At 52.6% G+C, this 26346-nt stretch carries 29 protein-coding genes and 1 pseudogene; 9 read left to right on the top strand and 21 right to left on the bottom strand.

Annotation, left to right across the window (positions count from 1 at the left end):
- Window positions 1–598: 598 nt before the first annotated feature.
- Complete coding sequence (locus CFREI_RS01710; RefSeq protein WP_035112024.1) at window positions 599–1462, top strand: EamA family transporter; 864 nt, start codon at window positions 599–601, stop codon at window positions 1460–1462.
- Between the two features lie 35 nt (window positions 1463–1497).
- Window positions 1498–2343, top strand: a complete 846-nt coding sequence (locus CFREI_RS01705; RefSeq protein ID WP_027012677.1) for an SDR family oxidoreductase — start codon at window positions 1498–1500, stop codon at window positions 2341–2343.
- Between the two features lie 57 nt (window positions 2344–2400).
- Here the strand turns inward: CFREI_RS01705 and CFREI_RS01700 are convergent, their stop codons facing one another.
- Both CFREI_RS01700 and CFREI_RS01695 read right to left on the bottom strand, forming a co-directional pair.
- Window positions 2401–4098, bottom strand: coding sequence for an amino acid ABC transporter ATP-binding/permease protein (locus CFREI_RS01700; protein ID WP_051255929.1), 1698 nt, complete (start codon window positions 4096–4098; stop codon window positions 2401–2403).
- A complete protein-coding gene (locus CFREI_RS01695; protein ID WP_240483206.1) occupies window positions 4095–5798 on the bottom strand; it encodes an ABC transporter ATP-binding protein/permease in 1704 nt (567 codons plus the stop codon). The genes CFREI_RS01700 and CFREI_RS01695 overlap by 4 nt, the downstream gene beginning before the upstream one ends.
- Window positions 5799–6370: 572 nt before the next feature.
- On the opposite strand from CFREI_RS01695, the gene CFREI_RS01690 reads away from it, so the two are divergent.
- The 5 genes from CFREI_RS01690 to CFREI_RS01670 all read left to right on the top strand — a co-directional run bounded on the left by CFREI_RS01690 (window position 6371) and on the right by CFREI_RS01670 (window position 9454).
- Window positions 6371–6724, top strand: coding sequence for an ArsR/SmtB family transcription factor (locus CFREI_RS01690; RefSeq protein ID WP_290246110.1), 354 nt, complete (start codon window positions 6371–6373; stop codon window positions 6722–6724).
- A complete protein-coding gene (locus CFREI_RS01685; protein ID WP_027012674.1) occupies window positions 6717–7151 on the top strand; it encodes an SRPBCC family protein in 435 nt (144 codons plus the stop codon). The genes CFREI_RS01690 and CFREI_RS01685 overlap by 8 nt, the downstream gene beginning before the upstream one ends.
- A gap of 34 nt (window positions 7152–7185) precedes the next feature.
- The gene (locus CFREI_RS01680; RefSeq protein ID WP_027012673.1) at window positions 7186–7545 is read left to right on the top strand and encodes a nuclear transport factor 2 family protein; all 360 of its coding nucleotides are present in this window, start codon (window positions 7186–7188) and stop codon (window positions 7543–7545) included.
- A 1131-nt stretch (window positions 7546–8676) separates the two neighbouring features.
- Window positions 8677–9114, top strand: a complete 438-nt coding sequence (locus tag CFREI_RS01675; protein ID WP_027012671.1) for a hypothetical protein — start codon at window positions 8677–8679, stop codon at window positions 9112–9114.
- Between the two features lie 10 nt (window positions 9115–9124).
- Entirely contained in the window at window positions 9125–9454 is a 330-nt protein-coding gene (locus tag CFREI_RS01670; RefSeq protein WP_205618459.1) for a winged helix-turn-helix domain-containing protein, read from the top strand.
- Window positions 9455–9473: 19 nt separating this feature from the next.
- Here CFREI_RS01670 and CFREI_RS01665 read toward each other — a convergent pair whose 3' ends face one another.
- From CFREI_RS01665 to rpsJ, 13 genes are read right to left on the bottom strand one after another with little or no spacing between them, the layout of a single operon-like run.
- Window positions 9474–10256, bottom strand: coding sequence for a phosphotransferase (locus CFREI_RS01665; RefSeq protein ID WP_035112022.1), 783 nt, complete (start codon window positions 10254–10256; stop codon window positions 9474–9476).
- A 27-nt stretch (window positions 10257–10283) separates the two neighbouring features.
- Window positions 10284–11324, bottom strand: a complete 1041-nt coding sequence (locus CFREI_RS01660) for a flagellar basal body-associated FliL family protein (RefSeq protein ID WP_035112021.1) — start codon at window positions 11322–11324, stop codon at window positions 10284–10286.
- Window position 11325: 1 nt separating this feature from the next.
- Window positions 11326–11604: a 30S ribosomal protein S17 gene (rpsQ, locus tag CFREI_RS01655; protein ID WP_027012667.1), complete on the bottom strand. Its 279-nt coding sequence runs from the start codon at window positions 11602–11604 to the stop codon at window positions 11326–11328.
- 2 nt (window positions 11605–11606) lie between these two features.
- Window positions 11607–11837 carry a 50S ribosomal protein L29 gene (rpmC, locus tag CFREI_RS01650; protein WP_027012666.1) on the bottom strand — a complete coding sequence of 77 codons (231 nt, stop codon included), beginning with the start codon at window positions 11835–11837 and terminating at the stop codon, window positions 11607–11609.
- The gene (rplP, locus tag CFREI_RS01645) at window positions 11837–12253 is read right to left on the bottom strand and encodes a 50S ribosomal protein L16 (protein ID WP_027012665.1); all 417 of its coding nucleotides are present in this window, start codon (window positions 12251–12253) and stop codon (window positions 11837–11839) included. The genes rpmC and rplP overlap by 1 nt, the downstream gene beginning before the upstream one ends.
- Before the next feature lie 5 nt (window positions 12254–12258).
- Window positions 12259–13008, bottom strand: a complete 750-nt coding sequence (rpsC, locus tag CFREI_RS01640) for a 30S ribosomal protein S3 (RefSeq protein WP_027012664.1) — start codon at window positions 13006–13008, stop codon at window positions 12259–12261.
- Entirely contained in the window at window positions 13008–13370 is a 363-nt protein-coding gene (rplV, locus tag CFREI_RS01635) for a 50S ribosomal protein L22 (protein WP_027012663.1), read from the bottom strand. The genes rpsC and rplV overlap by 1 nt, the downstream gene beginning before the upstream one ends.
- A 3-nt stretch (window positions 13371–13373) precedes the next feature.
- Complete coding sequence (rpsS, locus tag CFREI_RS01630) at window positions 13374–13652, bottom strand: 30S ribosomal protein S19 (RefSeq protein ID WP_027012662.1); 279 nt, start codon at window positions 13650–13652, stop codon at window positions 13374–13376.
- A gap of 16 nt (window positions 13653–13668) precedes the next feature.
- Window positions 13669–14511: a 50S ribosomal protein L2 gene (gene rplB / locus CFREI_RS01625; RefSeq protein WP_027012661.1), complete on the bottom strand. Its 843-nt coding sequence runs from the start codon at window positions 14509–14511 to the stop codon at window positions 13669–13671.
- Between the two features lie 30 nt (window positions 14512–14541).
- Window positions 14542–14841, bottom strand: a complete 300-nt coding sequence (gene rplW, locus CFREI_RS01620) for a 50S ribosomal protein L23 (protein ID WP_027012660.1) — start codon at window positions 14839–14841, stop codon at window positions 14542–14544.
- Entirely contained in the window at window positions 14841–15494 is a 654-nt protein-coding gene (rplD, locus tag CFREI_RS01615; RefSeq protein ID WP_027012659.1) for a 50S ribosomal protein L4, read from the bottom strand. The genes rplW and rplD overlap by 1 nt, the downstream gene beginning before the upstream one ends.
- The gene (gene rplC, locus CFREI_RS01610) at window positions 15491–16147 is read right to left on the bottom strand and encodes a 50S ribosomal protein L3 (RefSeq protein WP_027012658.1); all 657 of its coding nucleotides are present in this window, start codon (window positions 16145–16147) and stop codon (window positions 15491–15493) included. The genes rplD and rplC overlap by 4 nt, the downstream gene beginning before the upstream one ends.
- A 30-nt stretch (window positions 16148–16177) precedes the next feature.
- Window positions 16178–16483 carry a 30S ribosomal protein S10 gene (gene rpsJ / locus CFREI_RS01605; protein WP_027012657.1) on the bottom strand — a complete coding sequence of 102 codons (306 nt, stop codon included), beginning with the start codon at window positions 16481–16483 and terminating at the stop codon, window positions 16178–16180.
- 1269 nt (window positions 16484–17752) lie between these two features.
- Here rpsJ and CFREI_RS01600 point away from each other — a divergent pair.
- Window positions 17753–17941 carry a hypothetical protein gene (locus tag CFREI_RS01600; RefSeq protein WP_027012655.1) on the top strand — a complete coding sequence of 63 codons (189 nt, stop codon included), beginning with the start codon at window positions 17753–17755 and terminating at the stop codon, window positions 17939–17941.
- Between the two features lie 108 nt (window positions 17942–18049).
- Window positions 18050–18556, top strand: a complete 507-nt coding sequence (locus CFREI_RS01595; protein ID WP_027012654.1) for a gluconokinase — start codon at window positions 18050–18052, stop codon at window positions 18554–18556.
- Here the strand turns inward: CFREI_RS01595 and CFREI_RS01590 are convergent.
- The 6 genes and pseudogenes from CFREI_RS01590 to rpsG form a co-directional block, all read right to left on the bottom strand.
- On the bottom strand, window positions 18553–19953 hold the full coding sequence (locus CFREI_RS01590) for a GntP family permease (protein ID WP_027012653.1): 1401 nt from the start codon (window positions 19951–19953) through the stop codon (window positions 18553–18555). The two genes, CFREI_RS01595 and CFREI_RS01590, sit on opposite strands and share 4 nt — an antisense overlap.
- A gap of 486 nt (window positions 19954–20439) precedes the next feature.
- Window positions 20440–20520 (bottom strand): annotated as a pseudogene (locus CFREI_RS01585) (EF-Tu C-terminal domain-related protein); the annotation flags it as partial.
- Window positions 20521–20828: 308 nt separating this feature from the next.
- The gene (locus tag CFREI_RS01580; RefSeq protein WP_035112018.1) at window positions 20829–21782 is read right to left on the bottom strand and encodes an Abi family protein; all 954 of its coding nucleotides are present in this window, start codon (window positions 21780–21782) and stop codon (window positions 20829–20831) included.
- A gap of 306 nt (window positions 21783–22088) precedes the next feature.
- A complete protein-coding gene (tuf, locus tag CFREI_RS01575) occupies window positions 22089–23279 on the bottom strand; it encodes an elongation factor Tu (RefSeq protein ID WP_027012651.1) in 1191 nt (396 codons plus the stop codon).
- 333 nt (window positions 23280–23612) lie between these two features.
- Window positions 23613–25739, bottom strand: a complete 2127-nt coding sequence (gene fusA, locus CFREI_RS01570) for an elongation factor G (RefSeq protein WP_027012650.1) — start codon at window positions 25737–25739, stop codon at window positions 23613–23615.
- Between the two features lie 139 nt (window positions 25740–25878).
- Window positions 25879–26346, bottom strand: a complete 468-nt coding sequence (rpsG, locus tag CFREI_RS01565; protein WP_027012649.1) for a 30S ribosomal protein S7 — start codon at window positions 26344–26346, stop codon at window positions 25879–25881.

The following is a 26346-nucleotide window of genomic DNA, read 5'->3' as shown; positions in this document are numbered from 1 at the left end:
GCTTACCGACACCAAAGGTATCGACCCTATAAAAATGTTTTGTTATTTAAAACGCCTTAGCTCTTGACCAACACGACCCACCGAAACAAAACAACTTGCGGCGAAGTGACCAGAAGTAAAGCTACACAAAACACGAGAAGGTATTTGTTTACAACCTTATAACCACCGTCGTTTTTTTACACCATGTTGTGCCCAATTGGTGTATTTGGCGACAAAACTACCCCCCCAGACCCGCCTCGCAGACGCTTTTTACACCAATTGCACGCAAGATGGTGTATTAAACGACAACCCCCAGCTCGGCGGTTGTGTGTAACTTATTACTTTTTGCGGCGCGCATGCGTGGACCACACGAAATACCTGGAGGATGGGGGGTTAACACAATAAGATATAAGCAACAAATATTATTTATTGTTGATTCCATAACCACCGTCGTTTTTTACACCAAGTTGTGCACAATTGGTGTATTTGGCGACAAAACTACGGCTTCAAAGCCAGTCTGGTGACGCTTTTTACACCAATTGCACACAAGATGGTGTATTAAACGACAACCCTCAGGTAACCCATTGCACACAACCCACCCGCTGTTAGGCTGCCACCTATGAACAGAGCAGGATGGATCCTACTTACCGCGATTGCACCGATCGTCTGGGGCACTACTTATATTGTGACCACGCATTTGCTCCCAGACGGCCACCCGGTGTTTGCGTCGTTGATGCGCACGCTTCCTCCGGGCCTAATCGCACTGGCATTCACTCGAACTTTGCCAAGTGGCAGCTGGTGGTGGAAAAGCTTCGTATTAGGTGCACTTACTATGGCCGCATTCTTTCCCCTGCTCTTTATTAGTGCTCAAGAACTTCCTGGCGGGGTCGCAGCCACTATTGGTGCTGTGCAACCCATTGTGATTGCCCTGCTTGCCATCGTTATTTTGCACGAACGCTTCTCCGCGTGGCGAATACTGTGGGGTATTGTTGGCGTTATTGGCGTGGGGCTTATGGTGCTCGGCCCGAATGCAGCGCTCAGCTCACTAGGTGTTCTCGCGGCACTTGGCGGCGCGGTCTCTATGGCCATCGGCGTAGTGCTCGCCAAACGCTGGGGCAAGCCCGATCATATTAGCGCTATGGGCTTTGCGGGCTGGCAACTTTCCGCTGGCGGTTTACTCCTCCTTATCCCTGCACTAATTATCGACGGCGTGCCACCCAATGTTGATATGCGTGCGTTGGCGGGATATACGTGGCTGGGGCTTATTGGCGCTCTTCTTGCCTATACGGTGTGGTTCGCCGGAATCCGGAAGCTCCCTGTCACTCCGACCGCATTACTAGGTCTGCTCTCCCCGCTCACGGCAACATTATTAGGAGCAAGTATCGCAGGTGAATCACTCACAATCGTGCAACTAATCGGGTTTGCCGCTGCGCTTATGGCAATGGTCGCCGGGCAACTTTCACCGGCTCGAAAGGTCGTCTAATAGCACACACCCACCTCATTTGATGTACTAGGCACATGACTAACAAACCGGAATCCCAGCTCACCCGAGACCCTTTTCCCCTGCGTGGAAAGAATGTTCTTATTACCGGTGTAAGCCGCCGCGCGGGCATTGGGTACGCCACCGCTTGCAGACTCGCCGCCTATGGCGCAAACGTGTTTTGCCACCACTTTGCTCCCCATGACGCCGAACAGCCGTGGGGCGCCGACGACATCGGCGTCGTTATGCAAGGTGTTCGATTGCACCTTAGCGACGGCGCGCGCATCGCCGATATGCACGCAGACCTCGCCGACCCCACAGCCCCCGAACATCTTGTCGCCGCAGCCGCGCAGGAATTCGGTCACCTTGACGCGCTTATTTGCAACCAGGCACTCTCCGGCTCGGATGGCGCGCTCGGCGAACTTACGGCCGAAGATCTTGATCGTCACTGGCGTATCGACGCCCGCGCCTCCCTCTTATTAGCGCAAGCGTTCGCCGTCCGGCACACGCACGGCCACCCAGCTTCCATAATTTTCCTCACATCCGGCCAGGACCTCGGGCCAATGCCAGGAGAAGTGGCGTACGCAGCAGCGAAAGCGGCAATCGCCGGCGTCACGGTGACCATTGCGGATCAACTCGCGGACATTGGAATCCGGGTAAATACCGTCAACCCCGGCCCGGTTGACACCGGATACCTCACCGAAGAAATGTACGAATACGTGAAACCGATGTTTCCTTTCGGGCGTTATGGTCAACCCGATGATCCAGCCCGCCTCATCGCATGGCTAACCACCGAAGAAGCCTCCTGGATCACCGGGCAAATCATCAATACCGAAGGCGGTTTCGGCAGGTGGCGCCCACGCGGGAATACGCAACCCTTGTAACCTCACGGAATTAGATTGCATCCAACCTGTATGAGGCTGGCGGCGTCGAAACGCTAACTATGAACCCCTTTGCAGCAAATAATGCAATACCCCCTGCTGGGCCCGCAGTTGTTCGGGTTTGCCCTGCTCCACTATTTCGCCTTGATCCATAACAGCGACCCAGCTAGCAGCATCAATATTGTCCAAGTCGTGGGCGATCTCAATAACTGTGGTTGAAGGGAATGCCTGCTGGAGCCGAGCCCGAACCTGTGCAACCAATGCTGGATTTAGGTGAGCAGTAAATTCATCCAAAACCAGTACCCTTCCACCACGCAATAAAGCTTGGGCGAGGGACAGCCGTTGGCGTTGACCACCGGAAAGCGAGGCACCACCCTCACCTACGAAATCCGAAAGCTCCACTTCCCCATCCAGACAAGCCAGATACAACGCATGTGCTAATTCCGTATCGGTGGCATTCGACGCAGCAAGGCGCAAGTTTTCCGCGACGGTGGCATTCATCGGCCGAATATCTTGGGTGACTATCGCCACCGCAGAACGCAGAGCATTAATATTGTAATCGCGAATATCCTTGCCGTCCAGCAGCACAACGCCAGAATCTACATCCCAGTAGCGCAGCAATAATTTCCCAATAGTAGATTTGCCCGAACCAGTAGAACCAACCACCGTGGTCCAGGAACCCGGCGCAACCTCCAGATTTATATTTCGCACCACTGGTTGAGGCGCACCATCGTATGTAAAACTCACGTCGCGCCAGTGCACGCTCACGCCAGGGCCATGAGCTTCAATGTGTAAACCACCATCAGGTAATGCCAAACCTGCATGCGAAAGGCCCCACACCCTGCGCGCAGCCGCAAGTGATTGCGAAAAATGATTGCCCAAATCGGTGACTTCCTGAACCATGTCCCAACAACGCAGCACCGCAAACATGGCAACCACACTTAGCGCAAGGTTATCGGTAGCAGGCAGGAGCATAAGCACTACGGACATCCGGGCGGCAGCAACCAAACCACCGCGAACCCCAACGACGCCACTGCGCCGAACTATGCTTCCTACCAGAGGTTTTTCTAAATTTGCTAAGTCATTATGCCGACGCTCAGCGGCACCATAACCGGTAACCTCGGCCACACCACCAATGGAATCCGTAACATGCTGGGCAATCACACCACGCGTATCCGTCACCCCCAAAGCGAACCTATATGTGCTGGTATCCACACTCACAAGGGCTGCTAGCAATAAAATACCTGCGGCAATAAGTCCCTGCCATGGCGACCACACGGTCACCACAGCAACCACCGCAGTAGGCACCACCAAGGCAGAAATCACGGGTGCGGTGGTATGGGCAAAAAACACCTCAATCTGGGCAATATCGCGAGTCAGGCGGGTTAATATATCACCGCTGCCCACGGCATTGCTGCCAGTACGTGACATAATGGCCGGCGCCTGAGGGTATATATCCCGAAACACTCGAACGCGAATCAGTTCGAGCGCCTTAAACGCCACCAGGTGGCCGAAAAAATGTTCTAGATAGCGCAGGAAAGCCTTGGCCAGCGCCATAATAACCATGGAAACCACAACGGTAGTGATGCTCATATTTTGCGCAATCAATGCATATACCGGCACCACATACAACAAGATATTCAGCACTTGATTGGCAATCCGGCACAATGTGGAAACACCCAGTGGCGCCAAGACCGGCCGAGTCATGCTAAGAAGCCAGATGACGAGTTGCCGCACAGTTGGATTGGTTGCACTCATGATTCTTCCTTAATTTCCCCGCCGGATACACGCAGAACGCGATCCATATGCTGCAGCGATGAGGTGCGATGCGTGACCAAAATAAGGGTGTACTCCGGCCCAAGGGCATTAATAGCGGCCAGGATTTCCCGCTCGGACGCCAAATCTACGTGCGAGGTTGGCTCATCCAGAAGGATCACCCGCCGCCCGGAAATAATCGCACGTGCAAGCGAAATTCGCTGCGCTTGACCCCCAGAAATACCCAAGCCCTGCTCCCCCAATTCAGTTGCGAGCCCACGTGGGAACCGCCGAATTTCTTCCGCCACATGCGCGCGGTCCAACGCCTCCCACATTTGCTCCTCCGTGGCCTCCGGGCATGCAATGCGCAAGTTATCTGCAATGGTTCCGCTAAACAACCAGGTAGTCTGCGCCACGCTTGCCGACGCCGCGCACAGTCCATCCCCAGATTCACCCGCCACCGAAACACTTCCAGACTGCGGAAGCAAATCCCCTTTCAGCAAAGACAATAGTGTCGACTTCCCCTGACCAGACGGCCCAATAATAGCCACCCTTTCTCCCCGCCGGATCGTAAGGTTGGCACCATGAAAAATCGGTTGATCATAGCCAAAATGCATATTTGAAACAACAACCGCAACATCCGTTTCAGCAGGTTGTGCGGTTATTCCCGGTTTCGTTGGTTTCGTGGATTTCGTGGCGCGAGCCCGCAAGAAACCAAAAATCCCGCGCTGAGCGCCAAGCCCACTCATCCCCACATAGAAAAATGCCCCAATTTGATCCATCGGCTCAAGAAGCAAAATACTTAGCGCAATGAGACAAATCGCCTGACCTTGCGAATAATCCCCAAGCAACGCCATAGCCGCCGCAGTAGTCACCAACGCTAGGCTGCACGCGGCGTCGATAACCAATAAAATCAACTGATTCACCTTCAGCAGCTGCATGACCGCCACACGATTACGCTCGCCAGTTTCCGCCAACTGATCCGAAACCCGACCAGCGGCGCCCAAAAGCTGCAAAGTACTTAACGACTTCAACGCATCCATATACGCAGCAGCCAAAGCCTTCCGCGCATCCTGCGAACCCGAAGACGCCCGCGACACCAGCTTCCGAAAACCCGCAACCACAACTGGAACCACCAACAACATAAGAAATAACACCAGCGCAGGAAACGGAGCAATATACACCGCAACAACCCCAACAACCAGAAACGGGGCAGAAAACGAACCAATAACCTGAGCAACAAACCCCACCCGCATGAGCATCATTTTCTCAGTAAGCTCCGTAGCAAGCGCCACCGTCGAACCAGTACTCGTAGTTGCAGACCGCGCCGGACCAGCAGAAAACACCGCATCAAGAATCCGATGCCGAATGCGATTTTCCTCCAGAATCTGCCCCCGCGCCACCAATACCGTGCGTGCCACAATGGCTATAAAAATTAAAACCAAGCCGACGAAAATAGGAGTGAAAGAAGGGCGGGCTGGATAAGCATCGATAATATTGCCTGCCCCAACTAAAGCTAGGCACATCCCCAAAACCGACAACCAAGTTAACAAAACGCTGCCCGAAATTGTGTACACTGCCTGTTTGCTCAAGCGATACGGGACTAGCTGTTGAGATTTCTTACCGGCTTTACTGGCGTTGGCCTGGTCGTGGGCGCTGGCTTGACTAAGGTTGCCGGCGCCTTTGGTTTGCCTAACTTTCATGGGTTTATGATAAATGAGCACACCAATTCGAATGACACCCTTACAGACCTTCAATCGACCACAAAGTAAAACTATTGGTGGTGGGTTGGATTGTGGGCAGCTGTTTACCTGGGGGTTGTCGTTTAATACACCAATTGCACGCAAGATGGTGTATTTGGCGACAAGGATCCGCGTTTTCTTAGGGTGTTTTGTCGCCAAAAACACCATGTTGTGCCCAATTGGTGTTTTTGGCGACATCATAAGCCCTTCGGGGCTGGTACAGGCATTAATCCTTCAGGAGCATTGTCACCAACAGGACCGTTTTAAGCACGGAGATGCGGCCCACACCGAAAAGCATAAAACTATCACAATCCCGTCAAGCTACGAGCTCAGCCCTCGAATCATTAACCAAACGAACGGCGCCCCGCCAAAGCATTTTTGCTTTTAACAGCACCGTAAAACGCCCTTCACTTATCCAACAGCCCCAAAATGAAAGCGGGACCACTTGATGTGTCCGCCAATCTATAGGCCAAAATAATTGTTCAAATGAACTTGAGTACAAATGTTTATTTGTGCTATTGTGATGCTGTTCAATGTTTTGGAGGTTACCCTTGGAAGCAGCAGAATCTATCAGTATTGACTTAGCGCTTCGCGCGCTGGCTGACGCAAACCGACGAACCATCCTGCATGCAATCCGTTTGAATCCGAAATCAGTAGGCTTGGTCGCGAATGAACTGGGGCTTTCTCAACAAACGACGTCGCACCATCTACGAGTCCTACAAAAAGCCGGACTAGCCACCGTTACATCAGATAGGACACGTCACTTATATGCAATCAATACCGACGGTCTTGCAGCGGTGCGTTCCTACCTGGATGATTTCTGGCCAAAACGACTAGCAGATCTCAAGTCGGCAATAGAGCAACGGGAAGGCAACGGAGATGGCTGAATTCCAAGATTCCATCGAAATAGCTGCACCTCCGCAGGTAGTTTTCAAATACCTCACGACAAACGAGGGAATGACTGCATGGATGGGCGAATATGCGGATCTTGATCCGACCCCCGGTGGCCATTTTGCTGTCGATATTGCAGGCTATCCCGTACGCGGCAAGTATCTCAAAGTGGAGCCATACCACCGCATCGTAGTTTCATGGGGATTCTTGGGCAGCAGCGAATTACCTGCGGGTGCGTCCACCGTGGAATTCTTACTGGCGCCGATTCCAATGGGAACACGCGTAACACTACGCCACATCGATCTTCCAGACGAGGCGATAGCTGGACATAGATACGGCTGGGCCAATTTCCTACCCCGCCTAAGGATGGTTGGCGGCGGAAAAGACCCTGGCCCAGACCACTGGCAACCACTAAACAAATAATTCTTACCCCGAAACCGAAAGAGCACAACACACCATGTACACATCGAGCCCCCGCGACGTCGTAATGAAATACCACAATGCCTGGACCTCGGGTGACCTCCAAACCGCCATGAGCTACGTAGCCGACACAATCCACTGCCAAGCACCCGGAATTGAGCTCAATGGCAAGGAGATGTACAAGGAATACATTGGCCGATTCGCCCCTAATCTGATCGGGATCGAAAATATTGCTGAATTCAGTAACGGACAGCAAGTGGCGTTGTTTTACTACCCACAAACTGCCGTCACAACGACCGCCCCAGCAGCAGAGTGCTTCACAGTGCAGGACGGTGAAATCATCGCGAGCGTCTTGATCTTCGACCGACTCTCCTTTTCTCCACCAAATCCGAACTAAACTATGGACAGCCAGCACAAACACCGCCATCTCCTACAGCCGGAAAAACACCAAATCTTTTTAGTCGACAAATAGGGCAAATAGAACATGTTTGCAGTGAGTTCAAATTTCGATGAGCGCATTGGTAGATGAACTCTCAGAGAAGTTTGAGCACCTGGGAATATTCTGACCAATCCGCGACCTCCGGTCTACCAACCGTAAATCTCCATGCAAACTTTCGGCTGGCGCCGCCCTGCACCATATAAGTACCTCCTGGCGTTTGCCACCATGCGTATAACATTCCAATAGCTTCAGTTTTTTGAGCAGCGATAGATGATGGAAGTATCGGTGGAGAATGCAGCACCTCACCATGGATGTACACATAGCAAAACCCGCGCAAACATGATTTAACAGGCATATTTTTGCGCCAACACCAAGCTAACGGATACGCAGGAAACGGCGACGTCGATACCCCATCCTTTGGGACAAAATAAGCTTACGCATATATGAACCTTGTAATCGCACAACCCACAAATAAATTTTTACATTTATATATAAGATGTTTATGCCCTCTGCCCGCTAAGGAATCATCGTAAGTATCATCCTGATCCTGCTTGTTGGATTGGCGGCAACCGTCATTGCAGTAGATTTACCCTTCAAAAGCAGCGTGGCCGGCGATGATGGAGCATAAGCCGAATACCGCACTAGTTGTCGAACATATTTAGATCACTAAAAAGGAAACGAACAAATGAAGCGCTATATTTGTCTGCAACGTTTTTAAATAAGCTCCCATGAATGAAAAACACTGCTCTAGGCACCTCTGCAGCAAGTCAAATATAAGAGATGCTACTGCGTAAGAGCATTTGCGGTAATCATCAACACATGCAATCAGGCAGGCTGCCCAAAAGTATTGCCAGCAAATTCGACCCTCAATGGGATATTTATTAATGCAACGCGCACAACCATAGTGTTATCCTCGCCCCTGACCAGCTCCGACATGGCATTTCTTACCCATCCAGCTTGATCAAAACTCCTATTCAAGTGCACTCAAGTAAACACTATGAATACCCTCCCCCAAAAATTTTTACGGAAAGTACTTGCCAAACTGGAAAGTACTTTCCTATAATCGTAGGTGAAAGGAGTTAAACACAAATGACTACCCCAACCCCCGAACAAGCCAACCAACAACTCCAGCAAGCAGCAACACTCACACAAAATGCGGCGAAGTTTAGCCCCATCTGGCTCCACTTCATTGCAATCTGCGCAGCTGGTTCACTGTATTCCACATGCACCTACTTTGCAGCAGCGAGCGGGCACTCAGTCATACCTGTACTGATCGTTACCTTCACTTGGATTTTGATTGGCGTTACCACAATCCCGGTTACAGCCCGCCTCAACCCAATCCGACATGGATTCGGAAAACGCTGGGGCATCATGATGGGAATTTGGACTGCACTTTGGATCATCACGGCATTGAGTCAGGGAGTGTTTGACACAGGACTCACAACTGCTGTCACATTAAGCATCTGCTTCGCAGTAGTCGCAACCATTGGCCCCGCTATTGAAATCGCATCACTGAGAAAACGCTAGGATTTCCGCGATGAACGTTGCACACCCCCGTAATCAACTCGACTCGTTGCTTGGGAATCCCCTGCGATTCTCACTGCTCGCAGCGCTCGCGGGAGTTGAAGATATGACGTTCACCCAGTTGCGGGACTTCCTGATGACCACGGACTCCACGTTATCCAAACATGCTTCCACGCTCGAGGAACGAGGCTACATCACCATTAAAAAAATGTTTGTAGGGAAAAAACCTCGAACAATTCTTCGGATTTCGCCGACAGGAAGGAAGCAATGGAATTCACACCTCGCAGCACTCCAAGCAATCGCTAACACGGCCGACCCGAAAGAAACCAACAACCCGCATTAATCAGGGTTACGTAAATGTGTCATGTAAAAATCGGCGATATCTCGGATTCAATATAAGCAATATCATCGTGGTACAACTTCACATGCCCCTCCCTGATATGGCGTTGAAAATTCACGTCACCAGCTGTAGCAGAACCTTCAATAAAGTCCACCAAATCATATAACCGCGGCACCACACTCCGGATACTATCGGCACGTAACTTCACCGAGGCACCATACGCCTCAAAGAATAGGTTTGCCCGCCTCACTTGCTCTAACGAAGTGCCAAAAGCATCCGGATTTGTTGAAGCAGCAAATGGCGCGAACCGATATATCGCATAGGCTAGATCCCAAGCAAGCGGAGCCGGGCGCGCTGCATCAAAATCAATAATCCCCACAACCCGCTCGCCATCGAACACACAATTGTATGGCGCAAAATCACTGTGGCAGACTACTTCAACAGGCTCCAGCGGTGGTAATTGCCATTTCGCACCGGCAGGGATCTGAAATCCAGCAGCTGCATCATGATAAGCCCGCAATATGTGGGCCGCGGAGCGTAACGCGGCGTCGGTACGCAAACGTACTGGTAGAGGGTAGTTTCCGCATTCGCCGTATAGAAACGAAAGGACCTCACGGCCGCGCGAATCCACTCCCAACACCCGCGGCGCGTGCGTAAAACCCACCGCCTCCAAATGGCGTAGTAAGGCATGAATGCTGGGAGTCCAGGGGCGCGTTTCTCGGCGTACCATATCCCCGATTCGAACTAGTGATCCGTTACTTCCTCCGGGCAGAAGCTTTTCGACGTCGCGCCCGTCACCGTTCATATTCTGCCCCTGTTTTGTACGTCAGCACTAGCAGCGTTCATATCGGCTAATGAGTTCCCAATAGCGGTAGTGTTCGTTGGCTTTTTCGTTGCGGCAGCCGCCGTAACTTATCGTCGTAGCGTCATCAAATTCGAATTCGAAAGTACCGTCGTTTGGGAGCTCGGGGTGGGCCGCGATGAATTCAGGCAACCAAATGTTTGGATTATTAGCTGATACTTTAACTCTGTATACGCCTCCAAGAAATATCACGCCTTGAAAATCTTGTCCTTGGTGAATAAGGTCGCGCACGTTTTGAAAGTGTGGGTCGTCTTTGCGGCTATAGGGCATCCGGAAGTACCACAGGCCGTGTTGCTGTTCAGAGAGTCTTAGCATCCAGCCATTGCCGGACCCTGATTTCAGTCCAGCGTCGTAGTAAGCGGAGAATCTTTCAAATTGTTCACCAATGGGCAGGGTTGGGCCTTGGAGGTTTAGTTCTGGGCCATCGCCTAGGATTTTGTCGTTATAGCTGGTTACCTCTGCAATGCTCCAGTAGGTTTCACCTTCGAGAACCCCACGAGCTTGGAGTATGTCACGGGTGCCGCTATCGAGGCTCTCGCGGTATCGCAAAACACCCTGGTGAAGTGGTTCAGTGATGTAGAGGAATACGTGATGGTTGTATTCGGTGGAGCGGTCGTTAATTTCGCGGGCGGTATCGAATATTTCATTAAGTTTTTGTTCGGATGGCGGGTTATGCCACTCGATATGAATGGCTGCGTGCCATTCTCCCCGCCGAAGTGTGGGTTCACCTGCGTGTTCAGGGTTCCAGTCCCACCCGTGTTGACTTGTTGAATGGGTGACAGGATACGAGCTTATATTGGCGTCTGCGCCTACCTTTGTTGTGAAGATACGGTGATATTCTTCCCTACCGGATTCCGCGGCAGCGTCACGGCTCCCAAAAGAAATGTACCAATACCCAAATCCTCCAACGAGCGCCAAGACCAGACAGAGGACAATGATCCAAAGTGCGGAAAACCCCGCCAACCCGCGCTTCCTTGTGGAGGCTGCAGGTGGCGGGGCGTCGATAAGCAATCTATTTTGCCTTTTCGATGATCTCTACTAGGCGGTGGTGCTTATCTTTGCTCAATGGGCGGCATTCGGCGATGCGTACGAGGTCGCCTACACCAGCGGTCTCGTTTTCATCATGAACCTTCACCTTTGAGTTGGTGCGGATGGTCTTACCGTACAAAGCGTGCTGCTTGCGGTCTTCGAGCTCCACAACAATGGTTTTCTGCATTTTGTCAGAAACCACATATCCGGTGCGTACTTTGCGTGCGCCTTTTTCTTTCTTGTTCACGTTTGCCTCACTCATGTTTAAGCCTCAGCTCCCGGAACTACGGACAGGCCCAGCTCGCGCTCGCGGATAACGGTATAGATGCGGGCGATGTCGCGCTTGACCGTGCGCAGGCGACGGTTATTGGTAAGTTGGCCGGTGGCCATTTGGAAACGCAGGTTAAAGAGCTCTTCCTTGGCCTCGCGGAGGCGCTTGGTGAGTTCTTCAGCGTCGAGCTCACGGAGCTCAAATGCGGGGGTACCGGAAGCCATTAGAACTGGTCCTCCTTCTTGATGATACGGACCTTGCAGGGGAGCTTCTGGCCAGCGCGGCGAAGTGCCTCGAGGGCCATCTCCTCGTTCGGGTAGCTCATTTCAAAGAGGATGCGGCCTGGCTTAACATTGGCAATCCACTTTTCGACGCCGCCCTTACCGGAACCCATACGTACGCCCAGCGGTTTTTGGGTCAGAGGACGATCCGGGAAGATATTGATCCATACCTTACCGCCACGCTTAACATGGCGGTTAATGGCAATACGAGCGGATTCGATCTGACGGTTGGTGATATAGGCGGGCTCCAGGGCCTGGATTCCATAATCACCGAAGGTAATGCGGTTTCCACCTTTAGATACGCCGGAACGATGCGGGCGATGCTGGCGGCGGAATTTTACGCGCTTAGGAATAAGCATAGGTTTTAGCCCTCCTGCTTCTGTTCTGCGCGCTGGCGACGCTGCCCACCGCGGCGAGGACGCTCACGACGGTCACCGCGGCCACGGCGATCTGCTGCTGGTGCATTGATTTCGCTTTCGCGACGGCCACCAACAACGTCACCCTTGTAGATCCACACCTTTACGCCAATGCGGCCAAAGGTGGTGTGGGCTTCATAGGTGCCGTAGTCGATTTCGGCGCGAAGGGTGTGCAGTGGAACGCGACCTTCATGGTAGCGCTCGGTACGGGACATTTCGGCACCGCCGAGACGACCTGCACACACAACCTTAATGCCCTTGACCTGCGGCTGGCGCATTGCAGACTGAATAGCCTTACGCATAGCGCGGCGGAATGCCACACGGTTGGACAGCTGCTCTGCAATGGACTGTGCCACAAGCTGAGCATTAGCGTCGATATTCTTGACCTCGAGGATATTCAGGGCAACCTGCTTGCCGGTGAGCTTTTCCAGCTCGCCGCGAATACGGTCAGCCTCAGAACCGCGGCGACCAATAACAATGCCTGGGCGAGCGGTATGAATATCAACACGAACACGGTCGCGAGTACGTTCGATTACAACGTCAGCGACACCGGCGCGATCCAGGCCCTTAGCCAGGAATCGGCGAATCTTAATGTCTTCTGCGAGGTAATCAGCATATTGCTTGTCGGCGTACCAGTGGGATTTCCAATCGGAGGTAATACCCAGCCGGAGGCCGTGGGGATGGATTTTCTGGCCCACTACTGAGCACTTCCCTTCTGGCTCTCGACAACCACGGTGATGTGGCTGGTGCGCTTACGGACGTGGAATGCACGGCCTTGTGCGCGCGGACGGAAACGACGCATAGTCGGCCCCTCGTCTGCCCAAGCCTGGGAAATGACGAGGCTGTCGCGATCAAGACCGAAATTGTTTTCAGCGTTGGCAGCTGCGGACGCAACGACCTTTGCCACTGGTTCGGAAGCAGCCTGTGGAGCGTACTTCAAAATAGCCATGGCTTCAGCAACGGACTTACCGCGAACAAGGTCCACTACGCGGCGGGCCTTCATCGGGGTTACCCGGACGAAGCGCGCAGTTGCGCGGGCGGTGGTGATTTCTTCACTCATCGCTTATCGACGTCCCTTCTTGTCGTCCTTGACGTGACCCTTAAAGGTCTTGGTTGGAGCAAACTCTCCGAGCTTGTGACCGACCATGGATTCATCCACATATACCGGAACATGCTTGCGACCATCATGGACAGCAAAGGTATGGCCGATAAAATCGGGAAGAATTGTTGAACGGCGGGACCAGGTCTTAATGACCTGCTTGGTGCCCTTTTCGTTTTGAGCGTCCACCTTATTCAGGAGGTGTTCGTCTACGAAGGGGCCCTTCTTGAGACTACGGGGCATTCTCTGTTACCTCCTCTTAGCGCTTCTTGTTCTTATTGGAGCGACGACGGCGAACGATCAAACGATCGCTCGGGCGGTTCGGCTTACGGGTGCGGCCTTCTGGCTTACCCCATGGGGAAACCGGGTGACGACCACCGGAAGTCTTACCTTCACCACCACCATGTGGGTGGTCAACAGGGTTCATAACCACACCACGAACGGTTGGGCGAACACCCTTCCAACGCATACGACCAGCTTTACCCCAGCGGATATTGATCTGGTCTGCATTGCCGACCTCACCAACGGTGGCGCGGCAACGGATATCTACGCGACGGATTTCAGAAGAAGGCATACGCAGTACGGCGTACTTGCCTTCCTTACCCAGCAACTGGATAGATGCGCCTGCGGAACGGGCCATCTTTGCACCGCCACCTGGACGCAATTCCACGCAGTGAATGGTTGCACCGGCAGGGATATTACGCAGTGGCAGGTTATTGCCAGGCTTAATATCGGCATTTGGACCGGACTCGAGGATGGCGCCTTGCTTAAGGCCCTTTGGGGCAATAATGTAGCGCTTTTCGCCATCGCGGTAGTGCAGCAATGCGATATTTGCGGTACGGTTCGGGTCATACTCGATGTGAGCGACCTTTGCCGTTACGCCGTCTTTGTCATTACGACGGAAGTCGATAACGCGGTAGCGGCGTTTGTGTCCACCACCCTTATGGCGGGTGGTGATGTGACCGTGCTGGTTACGGCCACCAGTCTTGTGCAACGGGCGCAGCAGAGACTTTTCCGGGGTGGAACGAGTAATCTCGTCAAATCCGGATACGGAGCTCTGGCGGCGACCCGGCGTAGTCGGCTTGTACTTACGAATAGCCATGTTGTACGTCCTTACTTGTCGACTCGCGGGTTACGCGGCCGAACCGCCGAAGATGTCGATGGAACCTTCGCGAAGAGTCACAAAGGCGCGCTTGGTGGACTTACGTTGACCGTAGCCAGCACGGGTACGCTTACGCTTACCCTCGCGGTTCGCGGTATTTACGGAGTCAACCTTGACACCAAAGATCTGCTCGATAGCAATCTTGATTTGGGTCTTGGTGGCGCTTGGGGCAACAAAGAACGTATATACGTTCTGCTCCATTAGGCCATAGGACTTCTCAGAAACCACTGGTGCCAAAATAATGTCACGGGGATCTGCGATAGTAGCCATTAGTTCTCCTCCTTGTCCGCGCCTTGCACGCGGGATACGAAGGCGTTGAGTGCCTCAACGGAGAACACGACGTCGTCAGAATTGAGTACGTCATATGTGTTCAGCTGATCAGCAACCAGTACGTGGACGCCTGGCAGGTTATTCACGCTCCTGCGGGAAGTAAGATCCTCACGCCCAAGAACTACCAATACTGACTTGCGGTCGGTAAGGCGCTCCAGGAAGGCACGAGCGGATTTGGTGGAAGGAGTCTGGCCTTCTACCAGCTCAGTTACCACGTGAATACGATCGTGGCGAGCACGATCGGTAAGCGCACCAAACAAGGCAGCTGCCTTCATTTTCTTTGGGGTGCGCTGCGAGTAATCGCGTGGGACTGGGCCATGGGCTACACCGCCACCGGTAAAGTGCGGGGCGCGAATAGAACCTTGGCGGGCACGACCGGTGCCCTTTTGACGGAATGGCTTCTTACCACCACCGGATACCTGGCCACGAGTCTTCGTAGCGTGGGTACCCTGACGCTTTGCGGCGAGCTGCGCGACAACAACCTGGTGCATCAGCGCAATGCTGGCTTCCCGGTCGAAAATCTCAGCAGGAAGCTCAACCTGGCCGTCAGTGCCGCCGGAAGCGGTGTGGACGTCAAGCTTCAGATTGGTCATGCGTGTGCACCGCCCTTCACTGCGGTCTTAACGGTTACGAGGCCACCGCGAACACCAGGGATTGCGCCCTTGATGATAAGCAGGTTGGCGTCGGCGTCAATCTTTTGAACCTTAAGATTCTGGGTGGTGACGCGCTCATTACCCATGCGACCAGCCATACGGGTGCCCTTAAAGACGCGGCCCGGGGTAGCGCAGGCACCAATACCACCAACACGGCGGTGTGCAGCCTGATTACCGTGGGATGCACCCTGGCCGGAAAAGCCGTGGCGCTTCATGCCGCCGGCGTAGCCTTTACCCTTGGATGTGCCGGTAACGTCGACGAACTTTACACCGTCAAAAATGTCAACGGTAACATCCTGTCCAATCTCATAACCGGAAACATCATCCATACGGATCTCGGCTACGTGACGGCGGGGGGTAACGCCAGCTTTTTTGAAGTGACCAGCTTGTGGCTTCTTTGCCTTACGCGGGTCGATTTCGCCAAAGGCGATTTGGACGGCATTGTAGCCGTCGGTTTCAACAGTACGAATCTGGGTGACAACACACGGCCCAGCTTCAACGACGGTTACCGGAATGACACGGTTATCTTCGTCGAAGATCTGAGTCATGCCGAGCTTTTTGCCCAGAATGCCCTTGATCTCAGTTTCACTCATTAGTTATTCTCCGCTGCCAAATTCCGTCGATCACTGAATATTCACATCGACGCTGGCCGGAAGGTCGATACGCATCAAAGCGTCAACCGTCTTCGGCGTCGGGTCGAGAATGTCGATCAGGCGCTTGTGGGTGCGCATCTCGAAGTGCTCGCGAGAATCCTTGTACTTGTGTGGAGAACGAATAACGGCGTATACGTTCTTTTCGGTTGGCAACGGCACTGGGCCGACTACACGGGCACCAGTACGGGTGACCGTATCCACGATTTTGCGTGCAGATGCGTCAATCGCTTCGTGGTCGTAGGCCTTGAGCCTGATGCGGATCTTTTGTCCCGCCACGCTTGTCCTCTTCCTCGCTGTCCCACATCACCAAGGTGATTGGTGGGAATCGCTGATGATTTCTCTATAACGTTGTCCGGTTTAGGGGTCCGGGCGCAACGCCAGTCTTGTTCACTTGGGTCTACCGGAGGGCTGCTCATAAACAACGCTCCGCAGCTTTCGCTAGCCAAGTGTGGGATTCGGACCGCACGTGACTCCCCCTGGAAACCCAGAGATCCGCGTACATACATAAGGCCCTACAACCTACTGCCGCTGTTTACTTGCCATGCCCCTTCTCCGGTACCCGCAGTCGGGCGTGTCGGACGACCAAACCACGGACACCATCTTTTTCAAGAAGGTGGTTCATGTTTGCTTTACCATCATCATTTTCTTACCAACCCCAGCAGTTCCCATTTGGGCTTGCTAAGTTATGGCTCACACAATGTGTTAAAGCAACCCCGTTATCTAATCACGTCAGCACGCCGTACGCAACTCAAACCGAAGATTTTTTAAGCTTAGACGTAATCGCCCCCATTTTCGACGTCCCGCGAAGCTACCCCGAAAGCAAAATTAATTTTTATTTTATTACGTTTAGAGTGGTGGGGCTGGTTTTGGGTGCGACGGACACTTTTCTAGGGTATTGGCTAGTTCTCCTGGGTGCTTGAGCTGGTTTCCCGCGTGTTTAAGCAGCTTTCCTGGGTGTTTGATAGGCGCACCCTATCAAACTGGTGATGTTTCTATCCTTACTGTCGCAGATTCCATAAAATCCGCCGAAAAAATGGAATCTGTGACAGCAACCAACATTGCACACAATCGTTGACCTGGGGTTTGTCGCAGATTCCATAAAAACAGCGAAAAAAATGGAATCTGTGACAGGTTCCCTACCTATCGTGTCGCAGATTCCATAAAATCGGCCGAAAAAATGGAATCTGTGACAACACGCCCAACCAGCGCCCAAAAAGAACACCCAGCGCCCAAAAAGAACACCCAGCCCTAAGCAAATCCCAGGTAGCCAGTTGTACACAACCAAACCACCGGCAAAAAATAGCTCACAAACGCCACCAGCCCCAACGGTCCACCAAAGCCAGCCCAACCAACCGGGAGCAGATTGCCACCCCTCCCTTACGCCCACCCCAGCTACCCCCCAATAAAAGCCCGAAACGTTACGCATATCCTGCATCTATATAATAAATTCGAGAATTTGTTGCCGAGTTGTAACACTCTGCTCGGCCATACCGACATACGGGTTGAATGTCACTACAAGCACTCGCACCAAGGATTGTTTAGCCAATGGATTGCACCACGCTCTGCACTGTATTCGCTCAAGAAGCCGCCAACGTTACCGATCTTGCTGCCGCACGCGCCGAAGGATCTGCCATGTGGGGTGCCGCCGCAGCTGGCTCCCTTATGGTTGCTGCTGGTGCGCTATGGGCCGACTGGATGCAACAACGTAGGCAGCGCGTCGAGGCAGACCGTTAAAGCCAAATCAACACCAGACAGTTCAACTCACCGCTAGCCCCCGCACCGCCGGGGCTTTTGTTTTGCCATGCCAAATGCAAACAATTTGGTTTCGCTAGACTTATCACTATGAGTATTCCAGTCGGCGGGTGCCATATTGTCCTTATGGGTGTCTCTGGCTGTGGCAAAACATCTGTTGGTCAATTGCTAGCGCCGCTTTTGCAGCTTCCTTACCGTGATGGCGATGATCTACACCCGCAAACCAATATTGAGAAAATGGCAGCTGGTATCCCGTTAACCGACGAGGATCGCTGGCCTTGGTTGCGCGATATTGGCACGTGGCTTGCCTCTCAGCCTAATGGAGCAATCGTTGGTTGTAGCGCATTACGACGCCCCTACCGTGACCTGATTCGCTCATTGTGTCCAGGTGTTGCATTCATTCACCTGCATGGTGATTTCGACTTACTTTTGGAACGCATAAATTCCCGTAAAGACCACTTTATGCCTGCTTCCCTTTTGCAATCGCAATTTGACACCCTTGAACCACTGGGCAGTGACGAGTACGGCGTGGTCTTTGGTGTTGAAGATCCCCCCGAAATCCTTGCCCAACGTATTAGCGAATGGTTAACCGGTTAGCCGACACCTACCAGGGTGGAAGCACCAAACAATATAACAACCAGGGCAAAGCCAATAACGCTGACTAGTAATTGATTCATAGTCCAAGTGCGCAATGTGGTTGCCACATCCATGCCCATAAGGCGTCCTACCAGCCAGAAACCGGAGTCATTTACGTGGCTTGCAAAAACCGAACCGGCTGCTGTTGCTAATACGATTAATGCTAGTTGCACCGAGCTGTATCCACCGGCTTCAACGGCTGGGGCCATAAGCGCCGCAGCAGTTGTAAGGGCCACCGTGGCGGAGCCTTGGGCTAGACGTAGTGCCACGGAAATCAGATAACACGCCAGGATCACCGGGATGCCGAGTGTAGACATTGATTCGGCGAGGGCGTCGCCAATGCCACTGGTGCGCAGTACCTGGCCAAACATGCCACCAGCACCAGTAATCAACACAACAGAACAAATCGGACCAAGCGCACCATCAAGAAGTTTTTCCAGTTCGGCTTTATCCACTCCGCGGCGTAGCCCCAACACCACAATCGCAATCACGGTAGTGATAAGCAGGGCGATGGAGGTCTGACCAAGGAAAACCAGCACCTGCACCCAACCCGCACTCTTATCGACGACCCCGGCCGAGGCGAGCGTCGATAAGCCGGTGTTTCCAAAAATCAACACCATCGGAATGGCCATAATAGCCACCACAACGCCTGGCGATACTGGGCTTTTTACCTGAGCCTCATCCTGCACCGGGCCAAGCAGCACATCAGAAACCTTAAAATCGTATTTCTTACCCAAATAAATGCCCCAACGATAACCGGACAAGTACCACGTGGGAAGCCCAACAATCAGGCCAAACAGCAAGATCAACCCGATATCCGCACCAAAAAACTCACTAGCCGCCACCGGACCAGGATGCGGTGGCAAATACACATGCATTACCGAAAACGCACCCGCAACTGGAATCCCATACGCAAGCAATGGGCCTTTCAACCTCCGGGCAACCGCAAACACCACAGGAAGCATTACAATCAAACCCGCATCAAAGAAAATTGGGAAGCCCATAATCAAAGACGCCACACCCAATGCAAACGGCGCCTTGTCCTCACCAAACTTGCTAATTAACGCCTCCGCTAAAGACTTTGCCCCGCCGGAATATTCCACAAGCCGACCAATCATCGCCCCAAGCCCAACAAGCAATGCAACCGAAGCAAGCGTCGTACCAAAACCCTTAGTCAATGTCGCAGGCACACCAGCCAGCGGAATGCCCGCAGCCAGGGCCGTAAACACCGAAACAATCACCAGAGTAAGAAAAGCGTGGAGCCGGAAATAAATAACCAGCAATAAGATCACCGCCACCGCTGTCGCCGCGATGGCTATCAACGGGCCCGCCGAAAGCGTCGGCTCCCAAGTATCCATATCCATTTTTAGCTCCTATAAGGTGCGTATCGCGTTGAAGTTACCCAGCGCAGAAAGATTGTTTCCTATTTAAATTTACACTGGGGGTGTGCTGATTAAGGCGAAAGCAATATTTCTCGGGCTTTTGGGGGGCGTTTGGAGGGCGTTTGAGGTTTGCGTTTCTGCTGGTCGTCCGGAACTGGCTATGTTTGTTGACCCAACATCGCCAGTTAGCTACTTTGCTACCGTAAAACCCCAGGTGACCAAAACACAAAAGTAGGAAACTGGCTGGGTTTGAAAATAAACGCAGCCAGTTCCGGACAACCAGGGCTTTTACACCAGCCAACACAAAAACTTTGCACAACTGATTACCTGCAGTTTGTAGCGAAACCCCCACCCCGCCCGCAATCCAAGAGATCAGCAAACAGAAATCCCTTAAAAACAAAAACCACCCGCCCCTGCAAGAAGAGAAGAGTGGTTAAAGTTAGATCGTTAGGTAATCAGTGATTACTTGGTGATCTTGGTTACACGACCAGCGCCAACGGTGCGACCACCTTCGCGGATAGCGAAGCGAAGGCCTTCGTCCATGAAAAAGACTTACACAGGATTGGCGCATAACCACAACACCGAACGCACCACACCATTATGCTTGTATAAACCTTGAATCGACGTGAGAGAAATGCATAAGATCAAAGCCCCAGGTTATGCGTATTCAGTTCAAATCTAAATTAACGAACTTGTTCCTGGCAGCTACGTCCGCTTGTTGACCACAGTTGCCGTGCCAGCCCTGCCACACGGTCATCAGAAATTACTGGCTAACTAATCGCTCGCAACCCAGCGCGAGGACCATTCACAAAAAATCATTTTGCTTCCCACCCTGAAAGTTTCCGCGAATTTTATAGTACGAGCTTTTGCCGATCCCAGTTTGCGGGCACCCCGAGACTTGAGTTATTAGCTAAAGCATTTACGAGAAAATCATCAGTAATTAACTTTACGACTTTTTCCGGCCAGGTTGTACCGGGAGAAACAGTAGATAGAAGATGTGCCATAACAACTAGAGTCCCGAAGACTCGTTCGCTTTGATTTTCAGGTAGGAATGCAAATCTTTGATCAGTGCGAAGAGCAGCGGTCGGCGCGGGCGCAAACGACTTATTCCATAATCGCCCATGGTGAGCAGCAGTATTACGAACTACCGTAAGTTGCTCTAACCAACCCGCTAACGGATGATTTTTGCGAACTTTTTCTTTTTGACTCTTCGACAACTTATTTACACATATTTTAATGCCCAAATTCTCTGCAATTTTACGTTGCTCAGTTGTTTTTAGACCCGCGTAAAGTCGGGAGATATCTGAGAAATCAGCTACTTCTGCCACAACCCAGAAAGGATACTGGCCGTTGTATTTTTCCCTGTGATGCTGGACCGCAGCGCTGTTGCTCTGGCGCGCTAAACGAATATATATAGTGGATAACCACTTTAAATGGTTAAAGGTTGGGCGAAACCTTGAAGATTCAAGATATGCCAACGAGCTTCCTGAACTATGACAACACAGCCGTTCGATAAGCTGCGTACGCATAGCGATTTCTATGCGTTCCATTCCATCATGTACCAACGTACGCAATTTACGATCAGCTTCATAAAGTGCGACAGCGTCATGAAATTTGGTGCCGGACTTGAAGTAGTCAGCTCTTTGCCCCGAAGCGTCAAAACATCGTGCCGGATACCAGTAAGCACTCAGACGATAATAGCTGACGTTAGAAAGCCACTGACGGGCCAGCGAATCATCTACCTCCATTCCTCTTTCGCGCAAAAGCCGAATGTGCTCGTCGACTGTTTTAGGAGGTTTTAACATGCTAGCAGTCAATCTCGGGTACTTTCAACGCATATAGAGATCCAGCCCACTCCCATCGTGGATGATGGGGCGGGCTGAACGATTAGCCTTATCCTACCGGCAGAACATCATTACTGACAATAGATTCACCCCAATCATTACCCCCATCCATGATCACCAGAGATTCAGCCAAATGCTTTACAATTTTGTGTGCTACCACAGTAGCATCTCCAGGCTAAAAACCAACCTTAACTAGGAAATACAAAAACCACCCGCCCTTCCAAGAAGGGACGAGTGGCTAAAGTTAGATCGTTAGGTAATCAGTGATTACTTGGTGATCTTGGTTACACGACCAGCGCCTACGGTGCGGCCACCTTCGCGGATAGCGAAGCGAAGGCCTTCATCCATAGCAACAGGCTGGATCAGGGTAACGGACATGTCTACGTTGTCGCCAGGCATGACCATGTCGGTGCCCTCAGGAAGCTTCACAACACCGGTAACGTCGGTGGTACGGAAGTAGAACTGAGGACGGTAGTTGTCGAAGAATGGGGTGTGACGGCCACCTTCATCCTTGGAAAGGATGTAGACAGAGCCTTCGAACTCGGTGTGAGGGGTGTAAGCACCAGGCTTTGCAACAATCTGGCCACGCTCAACATCTTCGCGCTTGATACCGCGGAGAAGCAGACCACAGTTGTCGCCAGCTTCGGTGTAGTCCAGCAGCTTGCGGAACATTTCGATACCGGTAACGGTGGTGGTGGTGGACTTCTCACGAATGCCGAGGATCTCGACCTCTTCGTTTACATTGAGCTTGCCGCGCTCAACACGACCGGTAACCACGGTGCCGCGGCCGGTAATGGTGAAGATGTCCTCGATAGGCATGAGGAATGGCTTATCAGTCTCACGCTCTGGATCTGGGATGGATTCGTCACAAGCCTGCATAAGCTCAACGATCTTGGCGGTCCACTCTGGGTCACCCTCAAGAGCCTTCAGAGCGGAGATGTGGATGATTGGAGCATCCTCATCGTAATCCTGCTCAGCGAGAAGCTCACGAACTTCCATCTCAACGAGCTCGATGATTTCCTCATCATCAACCATGTCGCACTTGTTTAGAGCAACGAGGATGTAAGGAACACCAACCTGGCGAGCAAGAAGAACGTGCTCACGGGTCTGAGGCATCGGGCCGTCGGTAGCAGCAACAACGAGGATTGCGCCGTCCATCTGAGCAGCGCCGGTAATCATGTTCTTGATGTAGTCGGCGTGACCCGGGGCGTCTACGTGTGCGTAGTGACGCTTCTCGGTCTGATACTCAACGTGGGAGATGTTAATGGTAATACCACGCTCTTTCTCCTCCGGTGCCTTGTCAATGGCGTCGAAGGCGAAAGCCTGGTTGAGCTCAGGGTAAGCATCAGCCAGAACCTTGGTGATGGCAGCGGTGGTGGTGGTCTTACCGTGGTCGACGTGACCAATGGTACCAATGTTGACGTGCGGCTTTGTACGCTCGAACTTCGCCTTTGCCACTGTATGTCCTCCTGGACTTCGCGGTGGCTACGACTCTCGCAGCCACATGGGTTAATTGCCTTTCCTTACGCCCCGAAATGCTCAGGATTACAGGTCCGGCGGGTCAATTGTGCCAGTTACATGATACTAGGGTGCTAAGAGCGGAATTTCAAACCCTTATACGCCAAAAGTATCAGCAGTTGTGGTAACGGCCAGCTGAATGCTCTGTAGAACTCATTTTCAAAGCAAGCAGCAGGCAGTTACCAGCAACAGGGGTGCACCGTTTTCTCAACGGAGCATATGGTGAGGCACTGGACTTTCACAGCCTCGCCATAGGCCTCACAAACCTAGAATCTAGGCGGTGCCGTTGCGCTCGGCAATGATATCGGCTGCCACGTTCGTTGGAACTTCAGCGTAGGAGTCGAAAATCATGGAGTAGTTGGCGCGGCCCTGAGTCTTGGAACGCAGGTCACCAACGTAGCCGAACATCTGGGAAAGTGGAACCTTTGCCTTTACCAGTTTGGCGCCAGCGCGGTCTTCCATAGCCTGAACTTGGCCACGGCGGGAGTTAATATCGCCGATAACTTCACCCATATACTCTTCGGGGGTAGTGACCTCAACGGCCATTACTGGCTCGAGGAGCACTGGCTTTGCCTTGGCAACAGCTTCCTTCAGGGCTTGGGAACCCGCAACCTTGAAGGCCATTTCTGAGGAGTCAACCTCGTGGTAGGCACCGTCGATCAGGGTTGCCTTAATGTTTACCAGCGGGAAGCCAGCGAGGTAACCATATTGCATGGCGTCTTGGATACCAGCGTCAACGGAAGGAATGTATTCCTTTGGAACACGGCCACCGGTAACAATGTTTTCGAACTTGTATACAGCGGACTCGCCTTCTTCAAGCTCTTCCGCAGCAGGAGCATAAGGCTCGATGCCAATGATCACACGTGCGAACTGGCCAGAACCACCGGTCTGCTTCTTGTGGGTGTATTCGAGCTTTTCAACAGCCTTGCGAATAGTCTCACGGTAAGCAACCTGAGGTGCACCAACATTAGCTTCGACCTTGAATTCGCGCTTCATGCGGTCAACCAGGACGTCGAGGTGGAGCTCACCCATACCACCGATAACGGTTTGGCCGGTCTCATCATCCAGCTTCACGGTAAAGGTTGGGTCCTCTTCCGCAAGCTTTTGGATAGCGGTGCCTAGCTTCTCCTGGTCGGACTTGGTCTTAGGCTCAATAGCAACCTCAATCACTGGATCAGGGAAGTCCATGGATTCCAGGATGATGGGGTTATTGGCGTCGCAGAGGGTGTCACCAGTGGTGGTGTCCTTCAGACCAATAAAGGCATAGATATTGCCGGCGCGTGCCTCGTCAACAGGGTTTTCCTTATTGGCGTGCATTTGGAAGAGCTTGCCAATGCGCTCTTTCTTGCCCTTGGTGGAGTTGGAAACCTGCGCACCTGGCTCGACGATACCGGAGTACACACGAACGAAGGTGAGCTTGCCAAAGAATGGGTGCACGGCAATCTTAAATGCCAGAGCAGCGAAAGGCTCGTCAACGGAAGGCTTACGAGTGATCTTTTCAGCCTCGTCACCAACCTTATGGCCCTCAACTTCACCAATGTCGAGCGGGTTAGGCAGGTAGTCAACGACGGCGTCGAGAAGCGGCTGAACGCCCTTATTGCGGTATGCGGTACCGCAGAGCACTGGGTATACCTCGGAGGCAACGGTGAGCTTGCGGATAGCAGCCTTGATTTCGGCTACAGTGAGCTCCTCGCCACCGAAGTACTTCTCCATAAGCTCTTCATCGGATTCAGCAACGGTTTCCAGGAGCTTTTCGCGCCACTCTTCTACCTTGTCGGCGAGGTCGGCTGGGACTTCCTCAATGGTTGGCTCCGCACCGGTTTCTACCTTGCCACGCCAGGTAATGGCCTTCATTTCAACCAGGTCAACAACGCCGTCGAAGTCGTCTTCAGCGCCGATAGGCAGCTGGAGTACCAATGGTTTTGCGCCGAGGCGGTCGATAATGGTTTGCACGGTGAAGTAGAAGTCAGCACCGAGCTTGTCCATTTTGTTTACAAAGCAGATACGAGGGACATCGTACTTTGCAGCCTGACGCCATACCTGCTCGGATTGTGGTTCAACACCTTCTTTGCCGTCAAATACGGCAACAGCACCATCAAGAACACGCAGGGAGCGCTCTACCTCAACGGTAAAGTCTACGTGACCTGGGGTGTCAATGATATTGATCTGGTTACCCTTCCAGAAACAGGTCACAGCGGCAGAGGTAATGGTAATGCCGCGCTCTTTTTCCTGTTCCATCCAGTCGGTGGTGGATGCACCGTCGTGGGTTTCGCCAACCTTGCGGTTGATACCGGTGTAGAAGAGGATACGTTCGGTAGTCGTGGTCTTACCAGCATCGATGTGGGCCATGATGCCGATATTGCGGACCTTGTTCAGGTCGGTAAGCACTTCTTGTGCCACAGTTGTTCCCTAACTTATATTGTGTCGTTTATTCGAAGCCTATATATAGGCAACTGGCCCCTGACGCCGCAAGGTATGGCCACATGGAAGCGGCGCGTGACGTTCAGGGCGAAAGGGGCCGTCGAAAAGCATTTGGGGACTACCAGCGGTAATGAGCAAAGGCGCGGTTAGCCTCGGCCATCTTGTGGGTGTCCTCGCGACGCTTCACAGAAGCGCCCAAGCCATTGGCAGCGTCCAGAATCTCATTAGCAAGACGCTCGGTCATGGTGTTCTCACGGCGCTGGCGAGTGAAGTTTACCAACCAACGAAGCGCAAGTGTATTAGCGCGGCCCGGGCGAACTTCAACTGGAACCTGGTAGGTTGCACCACCAACGCGGCGGGAGCGAACCTCAAGGTCTGGCTTGATATTGCCCAGAGCCTTCTCCAAGGTCAGCACTGGATCAGTGCCGGTCTTTTCGCGGCAAATCTCAAGTGCGTTATATACGATGCGCTCTGCAACGGACTTTTTACCGTCAAGCAGCACCTTATTGACCAGCTGGGAAACAACCTCAGAACCATAGACTGGATCTTTAACGATCGGACGCTTAGGAGCCTGACCCTTACGCAT

This window comes from Corynebacterium freiburgense (assembly GCF_030408815.1).
Classification (GTDB): Bacteria; Actinomycetota; Actinomycetes; order Mycobacteriales; family Mycobacteriaceae; genus Corynebacterium; species Corynebacterium freiburgense.
Note: the sequence above shows the minus strand (reverse complement) of the source record. Positions and strands in the feature narration are given on the sequence as shown.

Coding starts and splice junctions, on each gene's coding strand:
- rplW (WP_027012660.1), bottom strand. CDS start 14,841: ATGGCTACTATCGCAGATCCCCGTGACATTATTTTGGCACCAGTGGTT.
- CFREI_RS01690 (WP_290246110.1), top strand. CDS start 6,371: ATGTTTTGGAGGTTACCCTTGGAAGCAGCAGAATCTATCAGTATTGAC.
- rpsQ (WP_027012667.1), bottom strand. CDS start 11,604: ATGAGTGAGGCAAACGTGAACAAGAAAGAAAAAGGCGCACGCAAAGTA.
- CFREI_RS01665 (WP_035112022.1), bottom strand. CDS start 10,256: ATGAACGGTGACGGGCGCGACGTCGAAAAGCTTCTGCCCGGAGGAAGT.
- rpmC (WP_027012666.1), bottom strand. CDS start 11,837: ATGGCTTCCGGTACCCCCGCATTTGAGCTCCGTGAGCTCGACGCTGAA.
- CFREI_RS01590 (WP_027012653.1), bottom strand. CDS start 19,953: ATGGATACTTGGGAGCCGACGCTTTCGGCGGGCCCGTTGATAGCCATC.
- CFREI_RS01600 (WP_027012655.1), top strand. CDS start 17,753: ATGGATTGCACCACGCTCTGCACTGTATTCGCTCAAGAAGCCGCCAAC.
- CFREI_RS01595 (WP_027012654.1), top strand. CDS start 18,050: ATGAGTATTCCAGTCGGCGGGTGCCATATTGTCCTTATGGGTGTCTCT.
- CFREI_RS01695 (WP_240483206.1), bottom strand. CDS start 5,798: ATGAAAGTTAGGCAAACCAAAGGCGCCGGCAACCTTAGTCAAGCCAGC.
- rpsS (WP_027012662.1), bottom strand. CDS start 13,652: ATGCCCCGTAGTCTCAAGAAGGGCCCCTTCGTAGACGAACACCTCCTG.
- rplD (WP_027012659.1), bottom strand. CDS start 15,494: ATGACCAATCTGAAGCTTGACGTCCACACCGCTTCCGGCGGCACTGAC.
- CFREI_RS01675 (WP_027012671.1), top strand. CDS start 8,677: ATGACTACCCCAACCCCCGAACAAGCCAACCAACAACTCCAGCAAGCA.
- CFREI_RS01670 (WP_205618459.1), top strand. CDS start 9,125: ATGAACGTTGCACACCCCCGTAATCAACTCGACTCGTTGCTTGGGAAT.
- CFREI_RS01580 (WP_035112018.1), bottom strand. CDS start 21,782: ATGTTAAAACCTCCTAAAACAGTCGACGAGCACATTCGGCTTTTGCGC.
- rplV (WP_027012663.1), bottom strand. CDS start 13,370: ATGAGTGAAGAAATCACCACCGCCCGCGCAACTGCGCGCTTCGTCCGG.
- CFREI_RS01680 (WP_027012673.1), top strand. CDS start 7,186: ATGTACACATCGAGCCCCCGCGACGTCGTAATGAAATACCACAATGCC.
- rplB (WP_027012661.1), bottom strand. CDS start 14,511: ATGGCTATTCGTAAGTACAAGCCGACTACGCCGGGTCGCCGCCAGAGC.
- rplP (WP_027012665.1), bottom strand. CDS start 12,253: ATGCTTATTCCTAAGCGCGTAAAATTCCGCCGCCAGCATCGCCCGCAT.
- rpsG (WP_027012649.1), bottom strand. CDS start 26,346: ATGCGTAAGGGTCAGGCTCCTAAGCGTCCGATCGTTAAAGATCCAGTC.
- CFREI_RS01700 (WP_051255929.1), bottom strand. CDS start 4,098: ATGAGTGCAACCAATCCAACTGTGCGGCAACTCGTCATCTGGCTTCTT.
- rplC (WP_027012658.1), bottom strand. CDS start 16,147: ATGAGTGAAACTGAGATCAAGGGCATTCTGGGCAAAAAGCTCGGCATG.
- CFREI_RS01705 (WP_027012677.1), top strand. CDS start 1,498: ATGACTAACAAACCGGAATCCCAGCTCACCCGAGACCCTTTTCCCCTG.
- CFREI_RS01710 (WP_035112024.1), top strand. CDS start 599: ATGAACAGAGCAGGATGGATCCTACTTACCGCGATTGCACCGATCGTC.
- CFREI_RS01685 (WP_027012674.1), top strand. CDS start 6,717: ATGGCTGAATTCCAAGATTCCATCGAAATAGCTGCACCTCCGCAGGTA.